Annotated in this window: 10 protein-coding genes; 2 read left to right on the top strand and 8 right to left on the bottom strand. The window is 72.3% G+C overall.

All coding sequences use genetic code 11. The features are described 5' to 3' along the window. Window positions 1-30: 30 nt before the first annotated feature. The 6 genes from ACH4FH_RS32510 to ACH4FH_RS32485 form a co-directional block, all read right to left on the bottom strand. A complete protein-coding gene (locus tag ACH4FH_RS32510) occupies window positions 31-1,368 on the bottom strand; it encodes a VWA domain-containing protein (RefSeq protein ID WP_398559536.1) in 1,338 nt (445 codons plus the stop codon). A gap of 495 nt (window positions 1,369-1,863) precedes the next feature. Then, window positions 1,864-3,132: a PP2C family protein-serine/threonine phosphatase gene (locus tag ACH4FH_RS32505; RefSeq protein WP_398559535.1), complete on the bottom strand. Its 1,269-nt coding sequence runs from the start codon at window positions 3,130-3,132 to the stop codon at window positions 1,864-1,866. Window positions 3,133-3,742: 610 nt separating this feature from the next. Beyond that, window positions 3,743-6,619: a tetratricopeptide repeat protein gene (locus ACH4FH_RS32500; RefSeq protein WP_398559534.1), complete on the bottom strand. Its 2,877-nt coding sequence runs from the start codon at window positions 6,617-6,619 to the stop codon at window positions 3,743-3,745. Then, window positions 6,616-7,941 (bottom strand): hypothetical protein, encoded by a 1,326-nt coding sequence (locus tag ACH4FH_RS32495; RefSeq protein WP_398559533.1) that lies wholly within the window; start codon window positions 7,939-7,941, stop codon window positions 6,616-6,618. The genes ACH4FH_RS32500 and ACH4FH_RS32495 overlap by 4 nt, the downstream gene beginning before the upstream one ends. A gap of 158 nt (window positions 7,942-8,099) precedes the next feature. Next, the gene (locus ACH4FH_RS32490; protein ID WP_398559532.1) at window positions 8,100-9,098 is read right to left on the bottom strand and encodes a glutamate ABC transporter substrate-binding protein; all 999 of its coding nucleotides are present in this window, start codon (window positions 9,096-9,098) and stop codon (window positions 8,100-8,102) included. A gap of 40 nt (window positions 9,099-9,138) precedes the next feature. After that, window positions 9,139-10,509, bottom strand: coding sequence for a hypothetical protein (locus ACH4FH_RS32485; protein WP_398559531.1), 1,371 nt, complete (start codon window positions 10,507-10,509; stop codon window positions 9,139-9,141). 454 nt (window positions 10,510-10,963) lie between these two features. Between ACH4FH_RS32485 and ACH4FH_RS32480 the strand changes: the two genes are divergently transcribed. Beyond that, the gene (locus ACH4FH_RS32480) at window positions 10,964-11,650 is read left to right on the top strand and encodes a FadR/GntR family transcriptional regulator (RefSeq protein ID WP_398559552.1); all 687 of its coding nucleotides are present in this window, start codon (window positions 10,964-10,966) and stop codon (window positions 11,648-11,650) included. A 305-nt stretch (window positions 11,651-11,955) separates the two neighbouring features. Continuing rightward, window positions 11,956-12,354, top strand: coding sequence for a hypothetical protein (locus ACH4FH_RS32475; protein ID WP_398559551.1), 399 nt, complete (start codon window positions 11,956-11,958; stop codon window positions 12,352-12,354). A gap of 202 nt (window positions 12,355-12,556) precedes the next feature. Here the strand turns inward: ACH4FH_RS32475 and ACH4FH_RS32470 are convergent, their stop codons facing one another. After that, complete coding sequence (locus ACH4FH_RS32470; protein WP_398559530.1) at window positions 12,557-13,537, bottom strand: N-acetylglucosamine kinase; 981 nt, start codon at window positions 13,535-13,537, stop codon at window positions 12,557-12,559. After that, a complete protein-coding gene (locus tag ACH4FH_RS32465) occupies window positions 13,528-14,781 on the bottom strand; it encodes a 6-phospho-beta-glucosidase (RefSeq protein WP_398559529.1) in 1,254 nt (417 codons plus the stop codon). The genes ACH4FH_RS32470 and ACH4FH_RS32465 overlap by 10 nt, the downstream gene beginning before the upstream one ends. Between the last annotated feature and the right edge of the window lie 2 nt (window positions 14,782-14,783).

Genomic DNA, 14,783 nt, shown 5'->3' with positions numbered 1-14,783 from the left:
GTACCGTTTCTTCGGTGGTACTTCTCGTCGTTACTTCTTCACGCGAACGGTCTTCGTCGAGCGCGTTTCGAGCGTCATCTCGTCCGCCTCGGCGACCTTCGCCTTGAGTCGCACAGTACCGGTCGCCGCATCGACGACGTCCACCACCTTCGCAAGCAGTTTCGCAGTGTCCACGTTCCCCGAGGCGTTCGCCAACTGCACCGCCCGGCCCAGTTTCGCGGTGGCGTCGTCCACCTTGCCCGACTTGCGGGCATCGAGCCCCTGCTGGATGGCTTGTGCCAGTTCCGCCTGTCCTGTGTAGTGCGCGACCTGTGGGTTGATCGATGTGGAAGCGGCCGTGTCATCGGTCCACACCGCCCGTACGAGCCCCTGCGCAAGGGGCCGCGCGGGGGAGCCGTCCGGCGCCGAGATGATCAATGAGACGCGCGCGGCCAGCATCTCCTGGCCGACACCTGCGTCCGGCACGCGTACGCAGAGGTGATAGTCGCGGGACTCATCGCCCCAGGAGCCGGTCGGATAGTCCCCCGACCGCGGACTGGACGTGGTGCGCCGGCCGGTCAGATCGGCCACGGTGGGCGCCACTTGTTTGACGAAGGTGACCTCCGCGCCCAGCGGCGTCCACAGCCGCAGGCCGACATCGGCGACCTCCTTGCCCATCGCCGCCTCCATCATCCGCGTGAAGTCGGCGGTCAATTCGGCTGGATCGGCGACGATATCGGCACTGCCGAGCAGCGCCGCGGCGATGCCGGTGACCTCCTTGACCTCCCAGTCCGTTCCCACGCCGCGGGCATCGCAGGTGAAGCGCCCGGCGCAGGCGTCCAGCGTGGCCCGCAGATCCTGCGGCGATTCGTGCTCGTTGCGGCCGTCGGTCAGCAGGATGCCGTGCCGGATGTCCACCTCGGCGGACGACAGCAGCCGGTCGGCCAGCCGCAGCCAGGTGCCGATGGCGGTGCCCCCGCCCGCGCTCAGCTTCCGCAGGGCGTCCCTGGCCTCGGCGCGGGTGGCCGGGGCGGCGACGGCCAGCCGGCCGCCGCCGGGGTAGACCTCGGTTGCCTGGTGGGTGCCGGCCACCACCGCGAAGGCGACGCCGTCGCGCACCGTGTCGATGGCGGCTGCGGTCGCCTCGCGGGCCCCGCGCATCTTCGTGGGCGGGTAGTCCATCGACCCGGAGCAGTCGACCATGATCACCACGCCCGCGTCCGGGACGTCGGACAGGCCGGCGAACACCGGCCGGCCACCGGTCGTGCCGCCGCCTGTCGCGGTGACCGTGACGATGGCGTTCACCTCGCGCCCGCCCTCGGGGAGGTAGGGGTTCTGATACACCTCGGCGGAGAAGCGCGGCACACGCGACTTGGCGAAATTGGCCATCAGTTCCGCTCCTTGAGACTCCGTGCCGGTCGATCGGCAAGAGGGGCAAAGGGGGCGGACGGAAGTCCTGCTGTACTTCCCCCCGTCGGCGCGGCCCGCGCCGTACTCGTCGCTCGGTGGTGCGGGCGTGCCTGTGTGTGCGTGCCTGTGTGTGCGTGGCTCGTCGGTCTGTGGCGGGTGGCGGGTGGCGGGTGGCGGGTGTGGCTGTGTGGGTGCGGTCCCGCTTCCCCTGCTTTCCCGCGCCCCTTCCCCCGGTTCCCGTCCCCCTTCTCCCCTCGACCGTTCTCCGTTCCCCGATCCCCTTTTCCGGCCCCCGGTTCGGGGCCCGTCCCCGAACCCCCACTGCCATCCGGCCCGCCGGCCCCCGTCCCCACCGTCTCCCTGCCCCACCGGCTCTCAGCGGCCGAGGCCGGGGCGGGAGGTCATGGAGTCATAGGGGCAGGGGGGTCAGGGGGCCAGGGTTGACCGTGTCCGGCGTGTTCGTTTTTCGGCCGGTCAGGCCGATCCTGCCCCTATTAGTGGTGCGGGGAACGGGACCAGCGCCACTGTTACGTTGTCGTGGCCCCCGCTGTCGAGGGCGTGGCTGACCAGCGTCCGGGCGGCGTTCAGCGGCCGCGTGGGCGCGTCGAAGGGCAGGACCGCGGCCATGCGGTCCGCGGACTCCGCGTAATTCCACAGGCCGTCCGTGCACACCACCACGACACCCGGGCCGTCCGGTTTGAACGTTGCGGTGTGCGGCTCGACTTCGTACGCGTCCGCCCCGAGCCAGCCCGTGATGGCGTGCGCGCGCTCGTCGGCGTTGGCTTCGGCTTCCGTCATCAGGTTGTTGGCGACCATCTGGGCCGCCCAGGAGTCGTCCTCGGTGAGCCGGGCGGGCGGCGCCGTGCGGTCGTTGGGGATCCAGTACGCCCGGCTGTCGCCGACCCAGCCGACGGTCAGCAGCCCGCCACCCACCACAGCACCGACGAACGTGCAGGCGGGAGCGTTCTGCTGGCGGTGTTCGTCGTGCGCCGCGCCGGGCTCGTCGGCCAGCGCGTCGACGGCCGACGAGGCCGCCATGATCGCGTCGTGCATGGCCTGCTGCGGATGCGTGCCCTGCGGCAGGGCGGCCAGCAGTGCCGCGCCCGCGGCCTCGGACGCCGCTTGGGAAGCCTCGTCCGGCCGGGTCGCCGAGGAGACGCCGTCGCAGACCACTGCCACGACGGCGGGCGTGCCGTCCGGCAGGGCGGCTGCCCGGAGGGCGAAGAAGTCCTCGTTGCGGTGGTGTCGGTGGCCACGGTCGCTGACCGCCGCGATACCGGCCAACTCACGCTCCATGTGGTCCCGTTCCCGCGGCTGGGCGTGGCCGCACTGCTCGCAGTAGCCGTCGGAGTCGACGGCGCCCGCCCGGCAGGCCCCGCAGACGCGGGTGCCCTGCGCGGGAGTGGGGTGCGGGCCGGCGGCCCCGTCATGGGGGCCGGTCTCGGCGGGCGTGCCGCCATCGGTTACCGGCCCGGGGCCCGCTTCGCTGCCGGCTGCCGTGGGCGCGGCGGCTGCCGGCGTCCCGGCCGGGGCACCGGCAGCCCGTCCAGCAGTGCTCGGGGCTTGCGGCGCCGCGCCCGCTCCCGCCGCTGCGGCGTCGGCGACGACCTCGTAACCGGCGACGCGAGGGTCGGCGACCGGGGGGCCGAGGCCCTCCCCTGCCGGGTGCGGCTCGTCGGCCGCCTGAGTGCCTGCGTGCTCTGCTGCTACGCCGATGCCCGCCGTCGGCGCGTGGCCGGGCATCGGCGGGGCGTTGACAGCGCCGTACGGGAGGCGGGCCTGCGGGTCGGGAGGAGGCGGGCCGGCCGGAGCCTGGGGCGAGGGGGCTTGCTGAGGTACGCGCCCCTGCGGCGAAGGCGGCGTCTCGGGTGCGCGCGACGCCTCGGGCCAGGGCGACGCCTGCGGGGCGCGGGGCGCCTGTGCGGCCTGTGGCGCGTGCGGCCCCTCCGGCGGGAGCGGCGCGTGCGAGCCCTGCGGTGCCTGTGCGCCCTGGAGCGTGTGCGAGCCCTGCGGTGTCTGCGTGCCCTGCGAGCCATGGGGTGGCTGCGGTACCTGCGTTGCCTGCTGCGCGTCCGTGACGTGTGCGGGCCGCGGCGCGGGCGCCGGCGGACCCACCGGCGGTTTCAGCGGAGATGCGGGCCGCGGAGGCGCCGACGCCTCGGGGGCGTACGCGGGTGGCGGAGGGGGGCCGTACGCAGGGGCGCCGGCCGCGCCGTTCACCGTGGGCGTCGGTTGCCCGCCCGGCCGCTCGGCAGGCGCCACGAGGCCGGCGCCGCACCGCCCGCAGAAATTGTCTCCCGCGTCGAGCGGCTCATCGCAGCTCGGACACCGGGACAGCCCAGTCACACCCATGTCACACCCACGTCCTGGGGCGGAAGCGGTTGGCCCGTTCCACCAGTTCGATCCTTTCCTCGCCACGCTGCGCCAACCGCGCGAGCATGCGGTACGACCGTTCCAGCCCGAACCGCAGGCCCCGCTCGTCCAGCGCGCTGCCGAGCAGCGACGGCCGCCCGTGCGTGGTCCGCCCGCCGTCCGGTCCGCCACCGTGGCTCCCGGAGAGTACCCAGTCCAGGGCGCTGCCCAATACTTCGGTGGCGAGTTGTTCCCGGCGTTCGGCGTCCAGGCCGAAGTCCGCGAGGGCTTCGACCTGTTCGGCGGCGGCGCGCAGGTCCGGCAGCAGCGCGTCGCGGGCGGAACGCTGCCGCAGCCGGGCGCGGGTCGCAGCGATGCGCGCCGCGGTGAAATGAATGGATGACTCCGGTACGGATTCCAGCGTTTCGACCGCGCCCGTCCGGTCGCCGGTCGCCAGCCGCACCCGGGCGAGGCCGAACGCGGCACTGACATAGCTGTGGTCGGTCGTCCACACCATGCGGTAGTACTCCGCGGCGTTGTCCAACTGCCCCAACAGCTCAGCGCAGATGCCCAGGGCCAGCTTCGGTGCGGGCTCCCCGGGGAAGGCGTCGTAGATCGCGTCAAACGCCAGCGCGGCGGTCTCGCGGTCCTGCGTCGCCAGCGACACCAGGCCGCGGTTCCACACCACCCGCCAGTCGGCGTTCCACTCCCCGGCCGGATCCGACTCGATCGCCTCCAGGGCCTCAAGCGCCGCGGCACCCTCGCCCATCTCCAGGCGCGCCCGCAGGCCCCGCAGCCGCCCCTCCAGGGAATCGGCGGGTGCCGAGCGCAGCGCGGCGATCAGCTCGGCGGGCGCGGCGGCCATCAGCCCCGCGAGGAAACCGGCGTTGGGATCGGCCGGGTCCACCCGCGGCACCGGCAGCGCGAGCACCGCGACACCGGGGTCCAAGGGCCGCAGAACGGGTCCCGCGGCGGAAACTCCGCCCGGCGCGGTCGACTGGGGGGCCGCCCCGCCGCCCGCGCCACTCGTTACCCCGCTCGCCCGGCCGCCCGTCGCGGCTGTACCGGCTGCGCCGTCCGCAGCGGCCGTACTGCTCATCGGGCCGCTGCCGTCCGGCGGTTCGATCTCGTACGCCGTCTGCGCCGGGATCACCGGCGGGCCGGCCGCCGAAGCCGCCCGCCCCGCCTTCCTGCCCGCCCGCCGGCCGCGGCCAGGCGCCACCTCGCGCGCGCCCAGCAGTGAACTGTCGCCCCGCGGCGCCGCCATCAACTCCGTGTCCACCACTCGCAGTTCCGGCCCGAACTGCTTCGACACCGACGGCCGCTGCTCGCCCGACTGGAGCGCCACGACCTCCCGCAGCACACCCGTCAGCTGCTCGGCCATCTCCTCCGCCGAAGCGAACCTGCGGGCCCGCTCCGGGTCCGTGGCGCGCACCAGCAGCCGGTAGAAGGACTCGTACGTCCGGAAGACGTCGATGTGCTCCGGATCCGGCAGGGAGTCGACGAAGACATTCGTATAGCCCTGGAAGTCGAAGGTGAGGACGGCGAGGCTGCGCGCGACGGTGTAGAGATCGGAGGCGACCGAAGGACCCAGCGCGGCCACCTCCGGCGCCTGATAGCCGATCGTGCCGTAGATGGGGCTCTCGTCGTCGTCCATCCGGCGCACCGCGCCCATGTCGATCAGCTTGAGCTGGTCGTTCTGCTGGATGGCGTTGTCGACCTTGAAATCGCAGTACAACAGGTTGCGGCTGTGCAGATGGCCGAGCGCCTCCAGCGCCTCGATGCCGTACGCACATGCCTGCTCCACCGGCAGCGGATCGCGCCGCCCGTTGGCGGCACGCCGGTCGTTGGCGATGTCCTTGAGGGACTTCCCGCCGACGTACTCCATCACGATGTAGCCGTCGAGACTGCCCGCGGACCGGTCGAGATGCTCCACGAAGTTGTAGATGCGCACGATGTTGGCGTGCTCGATCTCGGCGAGGAACCGCCGCTCGGACACCGCCACCGCCAGCGCCTCCTCGTCGCCGGTGTCCAGCAGGCCCTTGAGCACCACCCACCGGTCGGAGACCGCCCGGTCGACCGCGAGATAGATCCAGCCCAGCCCGCCGTGCGCCAGGCACCCCACGACCTCGTACTGGCCGTGCACGACCTCACCGGCCCGCAGCTTGGGCACAAAGCTGTAAGGGTGCCCGCACTTCGTGCAGAACCCCTCCGTACGCCCCTCATGCTCACCGCGCGACCGGCCCACCGGCGCCCCGCAGTCACCACGACTGCAAAACCGCTTCCGCTCAGGAACCTCGGGGTTCTCCAGCACCGCCGTCCGCGGATCGGGCCGCGGCACCTGCGGCACCGAGACCAGCCCCGCACCCAGCCGCCCGCGCGCCGACCCCGCCCCCGAGCCACTGCCCGCGCTGTGCACCGACACCGACACCGACACCGGCGCCGACATCCCTTGCGTCGGCTCACCACCGGACATCGCACGCGACAGCCGGCCCGACACCGAACGCCGCGACCCCGCCGAACGCCCCGACGACGACCGCCCCGACACCGAACGCTTCGACCCGGCGGAAGCCACCGACGCCGACGACCCCGCCGAACCGCCCTCAGGAGCCCTCGCCGCGGTAGCGACATGGGTCCCCGCCGCACCGGCGACCGTCCCCGCCATGCGCGCCGACCCCGACCGCTCCGAATCGCCGCTCCACGCCACACCCGCCGGCGCCCGGCCCGTCAGACCCGTCGGCGGCGACGACAGCCGGCCACCAGGCGAGACCACCGGCGCCAGGCCACAGACGTCGCAGTACAGCTCGCCGTCACCGACGTCCTCGTAACTGCCCGCGCAGCCCCGCCGCTGGCACTCCGCGCCGGCCCGCTCCGTCACGACTCCCCCTTACGCTCCACCTGCGACGGCACACACGCCTCCGCCGCCGCCTGCTGATAGCGCCACACCGCCTGCTCGGCCGCCCGCAGATCACACGGAGCGCTCCACAACATCCGGCGCGCCACGTCATACCGCTCCACCAGCAGCGGATCCTCCGCCATCCCGTGCCGCGCGACCTTCGCCCGGTACGCATCGAGCCTGCCCCGCAGCTCCGCCCGCACCGCGAGCGGCGCCGTCACCGCGGTCAACGACTCCCGCGCCCGATGAAGTTCGTCCTCCGCGCGCTCCTCCAGACTGTCCAGCAACGGCGACAGCCGATGCCACTGCGAACGCCGCCGGTAGTTCGCCGCCGCCGACAACTGCTCGTGCAACGCCGTCGAAGGACCACTGACCGCCGGCACCTCCGACGCCGCGATCTTCGCCAGCACCTCACCGCGCGCCTGCCGCGCCTCGGTCAGCGTGCGGTCCGCACGCGAAAGAATGTCCCGCAGCTGCATCAACCGCTGCTCCGCGTCCTGCCGGACATCCAACACCGCCTCGACCTCACGCCGGATGTCCTCCAGCGCCCGCGCCGCACGGTCGTACCGCTCCGTATCGGGACGCCCCCCACCCGGCGCGGAACTCCCCGTCGACGACGACACCCAGAACGCCAGCGGATCCGCGATCACCTCGGCGCGCAACCGCGACAACTCATCAGTGATCCACTCCAGATCGTCACCCGCCGGATGCTCACCCGGACGCACCCCCACCGAATGCGCCAGCGACCGCGTACGCCGCAGCTCCGCCGACAGCAGATCGATCCGCGCCGGCAACGCCGACCACACCGCGTCCGCCGCGACGATCACATCCAGCGACCGCGCGTACAGCCCGTTCATCCGCGCGACCAGCTGCTCCAGGCTGAACCGCTCGCTCAGCCGGGCAGGCCCGCTTTCCGCATCGCCACCCGACGCCGCAGCGCCCGGGACCGTCACCCCGCTGCCACGCAACAGCTCCGTCAGCTCCACGAGATCCTCCGCCGAAGGCCAGCGCCGCCGCTCCCGCAGCACACGCGCCTCCTCCAGCGCATCCGTGTAAGCGTCGAAAAGCGACCACAGAACCGTGATGGACCGTTCCGTCGCAGCCCAGCGCTCCTTGGTGACGCCCGACAGATCAGCGCCCTCCAACAGCCGCCGACCCGCATGGTCCTGCAACGCCAGCAGCGACGTCTCGATCGCCTCGTACTCGGCACTCAGCCGCGCCAGGGCACGATCCACCTCCTCCCGGTCGAGCACCGGGGCATCGGGCCTCCCCGCGGAACCGGGGAAGGGTCCAGGGACCCCCATCGATCACCTCTCCAATACGCGTACGGTGCACGGCGGTTGCTGCGCTACGGCTCCCGGCCCCCCAACTCCCTCAATACTGACGGCTTCGCCCTCTACGACAAGGACAAGGACACCTTCCGTGCCCATAGTGACGGCAACAAGCCCGCCCCGTGACCCGATCAGTCGCTGTACTCCGGCGACGGTGGCCCCGAGACCCCCGGCAGATCCGCCTCCAGCCACTTGCGATACGCCCGCATCCAGTCACTGTCGTCCCCACCACCCCGGTAGGCGTCCAGCACCTTGTTGACCCGCCGCACCAGATCCGTGTCGTCCTTGTTCATCGCCACGCCGTACGGCTCGTCCGTGAACGGTTCGCCCTTCAGCTCCACCGTCGGATCCTGCGCCGCCTGCGCCGCGGCCAGCGCATTGTCCGTGACCACCGCATCCGCTTCACCGAGCTGCAGCCGCACCAGGCAATCCAGCTGATTGGGCACCGTCAGCACCCGCGCACCATGCCGCTGCGCCGCCAGCTCCGACTCACCCGTCGAGCCCGCGGCCGTGCACACCCGCTTCCCCCGCAACGAACCGTCGAACGCCTTGATCTTCGAGGCCTTCGGCGCCAACACCTGCTGCCCGCCCTGGAAATACGCCGTCGAGAACGCCACCTGCTCCTTGCGCGCACAATTGATCGTCATCGTCCGCACCACCATGTCGACCGTGCGCGTCCGCACCGCGGGCACCCGCTGATTCGTCGGCACCGCCTGGAAGACGACCTTGGCGTCCGGCCCCAGGATGTCCTCGGCGATCGCCCGCGCCAGATCGATGTCAAAACCCTCCAGCTCCCGGGTGTACGGATTGCGATACCCCCACCGGTAGGTGTTCTGGTCCACACCCACCACCAGCTGGCCCTTCTCCTTGATCCGGTCCACCGCCGCACCACCACCCGACGACGGCCGCAGACTCTCCGCCACGTTCTCCGACGTGCACTCCGCCGCAGCGGGCGCCGCATGCGCAGCCCCCGGACGGTGCGCACGATGCGCAGATGCAGACGCCGAGCCGGTCCCTCCGGCCACCGCGACCTCACGACCCAACGCAGGCCCCAACAGCACAGCGGCCACCGCCATCACACCCAGCCCGGCCACCACCGGCGACGCCGGCGCGGCACGCAGCTCCCGCACCCCTCGCGCGCACACCCTCACGTCCCCACCACCACGCCCATCACCGGTACTCCGACAACCTGCGCCCGATACCCAACACCGCCCCGACGGCCGCCAGCACCCCCAACACCGCCGCACCCACCGCCAGCCCACGAAACGCCCCCCGCCCGCCATCCGCCGCCGACCGGAACTCCCCCTGCTCATGCACCAACGCCCGCTGCAACTCGGCATCCACCCGGTCGAACGACTCACGCGTCGGCCGATCCGTACCGATCACCTTCGCCACCGCCTGCTCGTAATCACCCCGGTCATCCGCCGCACGCGCCTGCGCATGACGCTCCTGCCACTCCCGGACATGCGACAACGCCTCCCGCACCGGCCGCCGCCCCGCCTCATCGTCCGCGAGCGCCGCCGCCACCCCCAGCCGACTGCCCGCCGCCGCGCCACCACGTCCGGCCCCCGCCAGATCCGTCATCCCCGAAACGAACCCGACCTCATAGAAATCCTTCTGGTCCTTCGTCAGCACCGCGCCACGCGCCACCAACGTCAAGTTCTCGTCCCCACGCGCCTGCAACGCATCGATCCGCGCCTCATTCAGCACCCGCAACGACCGCGCACCATGCTCGTACGATTCACTCAACCCCGAGCGCGCCATCGCATGCCCCGCCACCAACCACACCAACACAGCCGCCGAAGCCGCCGACGCAGCCACCAGCCCCCTGTTGAGGACCCGGTTCGTCCGACGGTAATGACGACGCTGCGCCCAACCGAGCACCCCCAGCGCCACCACCCCGGAAGCCAACGCCCACCACGGCCACGCCTTCGCCGCGCCGTAATCCGCCGACAGCCGGCCCGTCTCCGCGTCATACAGCGCCCGCGCCGCCGGAAGCAGCTCCGTACGCATCTGCTCGTTGGCATACCGCAGGTACGCGCCACCCAACGGCAGCCCCTGACGGTTGTTCGTCCGCGCCGTCTCCACCAGGCCCGCGTATCGCGGCAACTGGCGACTGAGCCGGGAGATCAGCCGGCCCGCCGCATCCGAACCCCGCGTGTTCGCCGACGCCTTGACCAACAGCTCCGATGCCGTCGCGATATCCGCCGCGTAGCGCTCGCGCGTCGTCCTGCGCTCCTCGCCACCGGCCAGAAAACCCCCGGCAGCGGTCGTATCGGCGTCCGCCAGCGAGCGGTAGATACTCGCCGCATCCGCACTCAACGGCTGACTGCGCTCCACGACATCGTCGGCGGCCGCCGCCCGATCGGACACCTGCCAGGCGGTGACCGCCCCGAACACCACCACCAGCAGAGCCAGCACCGCACCGATCACCCGCAGCCTGCCGGGTTCGGTCGTCGCCGCCGCACGCAGCTCGTCCAGCCCTTCGGCCCACGCGGTACGGCGCCCCGGCACGGGCGGTGACACGCTGCTGGTCGGCACGGACGACACAGAACCTCCCCCTGGCTCACTCACCGGCCCGGCCCCCGCGTCCGGACGAGAGCGCTCACGAGAACTGGTGCACGGGCAGCAGTATGTCCGCAGCCACTGACAACCACACCGCAAATGCCCCGATCTTGTTCCGATCGCGACCCACGGCAGGGACGCCGCCGGGACGGACGGTGGGCGGGGAGGGAGATGCGGACCGGGCAGGCAGTGGGCCCGTGACCGGGTCGGGGGCGGGGCGGGGCGGTGGCCCGACGGTGGTGCCTGGAGGCGACGGCCTGCGTTACGCGACCGTCCGAGGCCGTGTGCGAGGTGACAGTCTGGGCCCCCTTACGCGACCGTCCGTGGCGGTGCCCGAGATGACGGCCCGAACCGCTTCGCGACCGACCCGATCCGCACTACAGTTGCCAGACATCAGGCGACCTGCCGAAGGGGAAGTGATCGAGTGGAGATGGTCCGCAAGGGCAGAGTGTCGCTGGTGGAGACCGCGACCGACGAGATCCGCGGCCAGATCGTGAACGGCACCTGGCCGGTCGGCAGCCGCATCCCGCCCGAAAGCGCGCTGTCCGAGACCCTCGGCGTCAGCCGTGCCTCGGTCCGCGAAGCCGTCCGCTCCCTCGTCCACTCCGGCCTGCTGGAGCCCCGCCAGGGCGACGGCACGTTCGTGATCTCCGACGACGACAGTGCGGTCGCCCTCCGACGCCGCCTCGAACGCGCCGAGCTCACCCACGTCACCCAGGTCCGCCAGGGCCTCGACGTCGTCGCCGCGCGCCAGGCCGCCAAGCACCGTACGGACGGGCAACTCGCCGGCATCGAAGCCGCCCTGGCGCGCCGCCACGCCGCCCTCACCGCCCAGGACGCCGACGCCTTCACGGCCGCCGACGCCGACTTCCACATTCTCGTGGCAGAGGCCGGCGCCAACCCCGTCCTCGCCGATATCTACCGCTCGCTCAGCACCGCCCTGCGCGCCGAACTCCGCCGCGCCGCCTGCCTCGACACCGCGACCGCGGCCCCCACCGACCCGCACTCACGGCTCACCGACGCCATCCGCGCGCAGGACCCCCAGGCGGCCGTGGATGCCGCGGTCCTGCTGCTCGCCGGCCATGTAAGGGACCTGGCGCTGCCGCTGGAGGACTGAGGGCCGACGACCGGGAGCCCCGGCACAGGGGCTGCTTGCGATCGGGGCGCCAGGCGCCCGGCCTTCCGCTCACTCTTCTCTGTATTCCGACGGCCCTCTCCGACCGCCGTCTCTGACCGCTCTCTCCGACCGCGGTTTCCGACCGGCGCGTGCGGCGCATCACCCGCCCCCTTCTTCGCCTCCGCGCGCCGGTGGTCAACACCCCCACCCCCGACTACTGTGAGTGACGACATCAAGCCTTGAGGCAGTGATCGACGCGAGTCCCACCCGCGTCCCGGTGCATCGGAGGTACCCACGTGAGACGCATGGCCAGACTCCTCGAACCCCTCGCCGCCGCCACGACCGCGTACTGGTCCGTACCCGACCGTGGGCCGGTGGCCAGCGGTTTCCTCACCGTCGGGCGGACCACTTATGTCGACCCCGCCGGGTGCTACCCGATCGACCACCACCGGGCCGACGGATCCGCCACCGTCGTCATCAACGACACCAACCGACACGTCATCATCGTCACGGAACGCGACCGAGGCGGGCGGGCAGGGATGCGTGCGGGGGGACGTGGTGGTGGGGCGAGCGCCGGAGCGGGGGCGGGGGGCCGAAGAGGGCCCGGTGTCGACATCGTGGTCGCCGACGGTGATGTCGACGTTGTGCTCGCCCCGGGAGAGCGCGTTGAAACGTGGCGCGGAAGCTGCGTACAGATCAACTGAGGGGGCCGGACGAACCCTTCACAAGTGACGTGCCGTGGACCGCGTGAACGACGTAAGCGCCGCTGCCACGCCGCGCAGCCCAACAATCGCAAACTTCGGGGGAGGGGTGGGGTGGGGGGAGGGCCCCCGGGGGAGTGAAGGAGGCGGCCGGGGAGAGAAGGAGGCGGATGCCCTACCCCCCCTACCCCCTACCCCTACCCCCCTACCCCCACCGCCCCCGCACCCGCTCGTAAGCCCCCGTCGCCGCCCCCGCCCGGTCGAGGGCGTGTAGGGCCGCGCCGAGGACGGGTGGGGCGGTCACCACGAGGGGGATCGCCTTCGGGGCGCGTTCGGCGAGGAGTTGGGCCACCCGGTCGTGGAGCAGAGGGTGCCGGGCGGCCAGCACGCCGCCGCCCAGGACGACGGGTACCGGTTCGCCGAGCAGGTCGAGGCGCTCCAGGGCGACGGACGCCAGCAGTACGACCTCCTCCGCCTGCCGCGCGACGATCCTCCGGGCGATCGGGTCGCCGGCCGCGGCGACCTCGAAGAGCACCGGCGTCAGCTCGTGCCGCCGCAGGTCGGGGAGGTGCCGCAGGTGCAGCGCCTCGATGAGTTCGAGCATGGTGCTCAGGCCGAAGTGGGCGGGCAGCGCGCGGGCCAGTTCGCTGCGCTCGCCCCGCCCGTCCTCGGCGCGCGCCGCGCACCACAGGGCCTCGTCGGCCAGGTGCCCGCCGCCGCCCCAGTCGCCGGAGATCCGGCCGACGGCCGGGAAACGCGCCGTGGCCCCCTCGCGTCCCAGCCCGACGGCGTTGATGCCCGCCCCGCACACCACGGCGACCCCGACGGGCTCGCCGTGGTCCGGCAGCCCGGCTCGCAGCAGCGCGAAGGTGTCGTTTCCCACGGTCACCGTCTGCGCCCAACCGCGGGCGGTGATCTCCGCGGTCAGGGCGTCCTCCTCGGCGGGCAGGTCGGCGTTGGCGAGATACGCGGAGACATCGTCGACCGGCCCCTGCGCCCCGGCCTGTTCCAGCGCCGAGGCCACCAGCGGCGCGAGGACGTCCACGGCCGGCCCGGCGCCCACCACCGGTGGCTGGAAGCCGCCCCCGCGAGCGGTGCCGAGGACGTTGCCGTCCGTGTCCACCACGGCCACGTCCGTCTTGCTGTTGCCCGCGTCGATGGCGAGCGCCGTGCCGGTCAGGCCCACGTGAGGTGCTCCCGGTTGTGCGCGATCAGCTCGTCCGTGAGCCGGTCCGCGTAGTCGATCTGGCCGATGAGGGGGTGGGAGAGCAGCGCGTGGAACACGCGGTCCCGGCTGCCCTTCAACGCCGTTTCCAGCGCGAGGTGTTCATAGGCTGTGACGTTGGCGACCAGCCCGGCGAAGAGCGGTTCCAGCGGCCGTACGGGCAGCGGCGCGGCCCCCGCGGCGCCCACCGTGGCGGGCACCTCGATCACGGCGTCGTCCGGCAGGAAGGGCAGCGTGCCGTTGTTCAGGGCGTTGACCACCTGGACATCTCCGGTGTCACGCAGCAGGGAGGACGTCAGCGCCACCGCCGCCTCCGAGTAGTACGCCCCGCCGCGCTTGCCGAGCAGTTCCGGTTTCTCGTCCAGTGCCGGGTCGGCGTACATGTCGAGCAGTCGCTTCTCGATGGCGGCGACCTCGGCCGCTCGGGACGGCTTGCTGCGCAGCTCCCGGACGACCTCGTCGTGTTGGTAGTAGTAGCGCAGGTAGTAGGAGGGGACGACGCCGAGCCGGTCGATCAGCGAGCGCGGCATGTGCAGGTCGTCGGCGACGGCGTCGCCGTGTGTGGCGAGGAGTTGGGGCAGGACGTTCTCGCCGTCGACGCGTACGGCGCGTTCCCAGGTGAGGTGGTTGAGGCCGATGTGCTCCAACTCGACCTGGTCGGGGCGCACACCGAGGAGTCCGGCGAATTTCCGCTGGAAGCCGATTGCCACGTTGCACAGTCCGACGGCCTTGTGGCCATGGGTGAGCAGGGCGCGGGTGACGATGCCGACGGGATTGGTGAAGTCGACGATCCAGGCGTCCGGGTTGCGACGGCGTACCCGTTCGGCGATGTCGAGGACGACGGGGACGGTGCGCAGCGCTTTGGCGAGGCCGCCGGCGCCGGTGGTCTCCTGGCCGACGCAGCCGCACTCCAGGGGCCAGGTCTCGTCCTGGTTGCGGGCGGCCTGGCCGCCGATGCGCAGTTGCAGCAGGACGGCGTCGGCGCCGTCGACGCCGGCGTCGAGGTCGTGGGTCCAGGTGATCCGTCCGGGGTGGCCCTGTGCGGCGAAGATCCGTCGGGCGAGCCGGCCGATCAGTTCCAGCCGGTCGGCGGCCGGGTCGATGAGGACGAGTTCTGTCAGGGGAAGGGCGTCACGCAGCCGTGCGAAGCCGTCGATGAGTTCGGGGGTGTAGGTCGATCCTCCGCCGACCACTGCGAGCTTCATTC

The organism is Streptomyces sp. NPDC017993, assembly GCF_044328065.1.
Classification (GTDB): domain Bacteria; phylum Actinomycetota; class Actinomycetes; order Streptomycetales; family Streptomycetaceae; genus Streptomyces.
The sequence above is the reverse complement of the archived record's forward strand: the minus strand, read 5'-3'. Positions and strand labels throughout refer to the sequence as shown.

Coding starts and splice junctions, on each gene's coding strand:
- ACH4FH_RS32510 (WP_398559536.1), bottom strand. CDS start 1,368: ATGGCCAATTTCGCCAAGTCGCGTGTGCCGCGCTTCTCCGCCGAGGTG.
- ACH4FH_RS32505 (WP_398559535.1), bottom strand. CDS start 3,132: ATGCCCGGCCACGCGCCGACGGCGGGCATCGGCGTAGCAGCAGAGCAC.
- ACH4FH_RS32495 (WP_398559533.1), bottom strand. CDS start 7,941: ATGGGGGTCCCTGGACCCTTCCCCGGTTCCGCGGGGAGGCCCGATGCC.
- ACH4FH_RS32480 (WP_398559552.1), top strand. CDS start 10,964: ATGGTCCGCAAGGGCAGAGTGTCGCTGGTGGAGACCGCGACCGACGAG.
- ACH4FH_RS32475 (WP_398559551.1), top strand. CDS start 11,956: ATGGCCAGACTCCTCGAACCCCTCGCCGCCGCCACGACCGCGTACTGG.
- ACH4FH_RS32465 (WP_398559529.1), bottom strand. CDS start 14,781: ATGAAGCTCGCAGTGGTCGGCGGAGGATCGACCTACACCCCCGAACTC.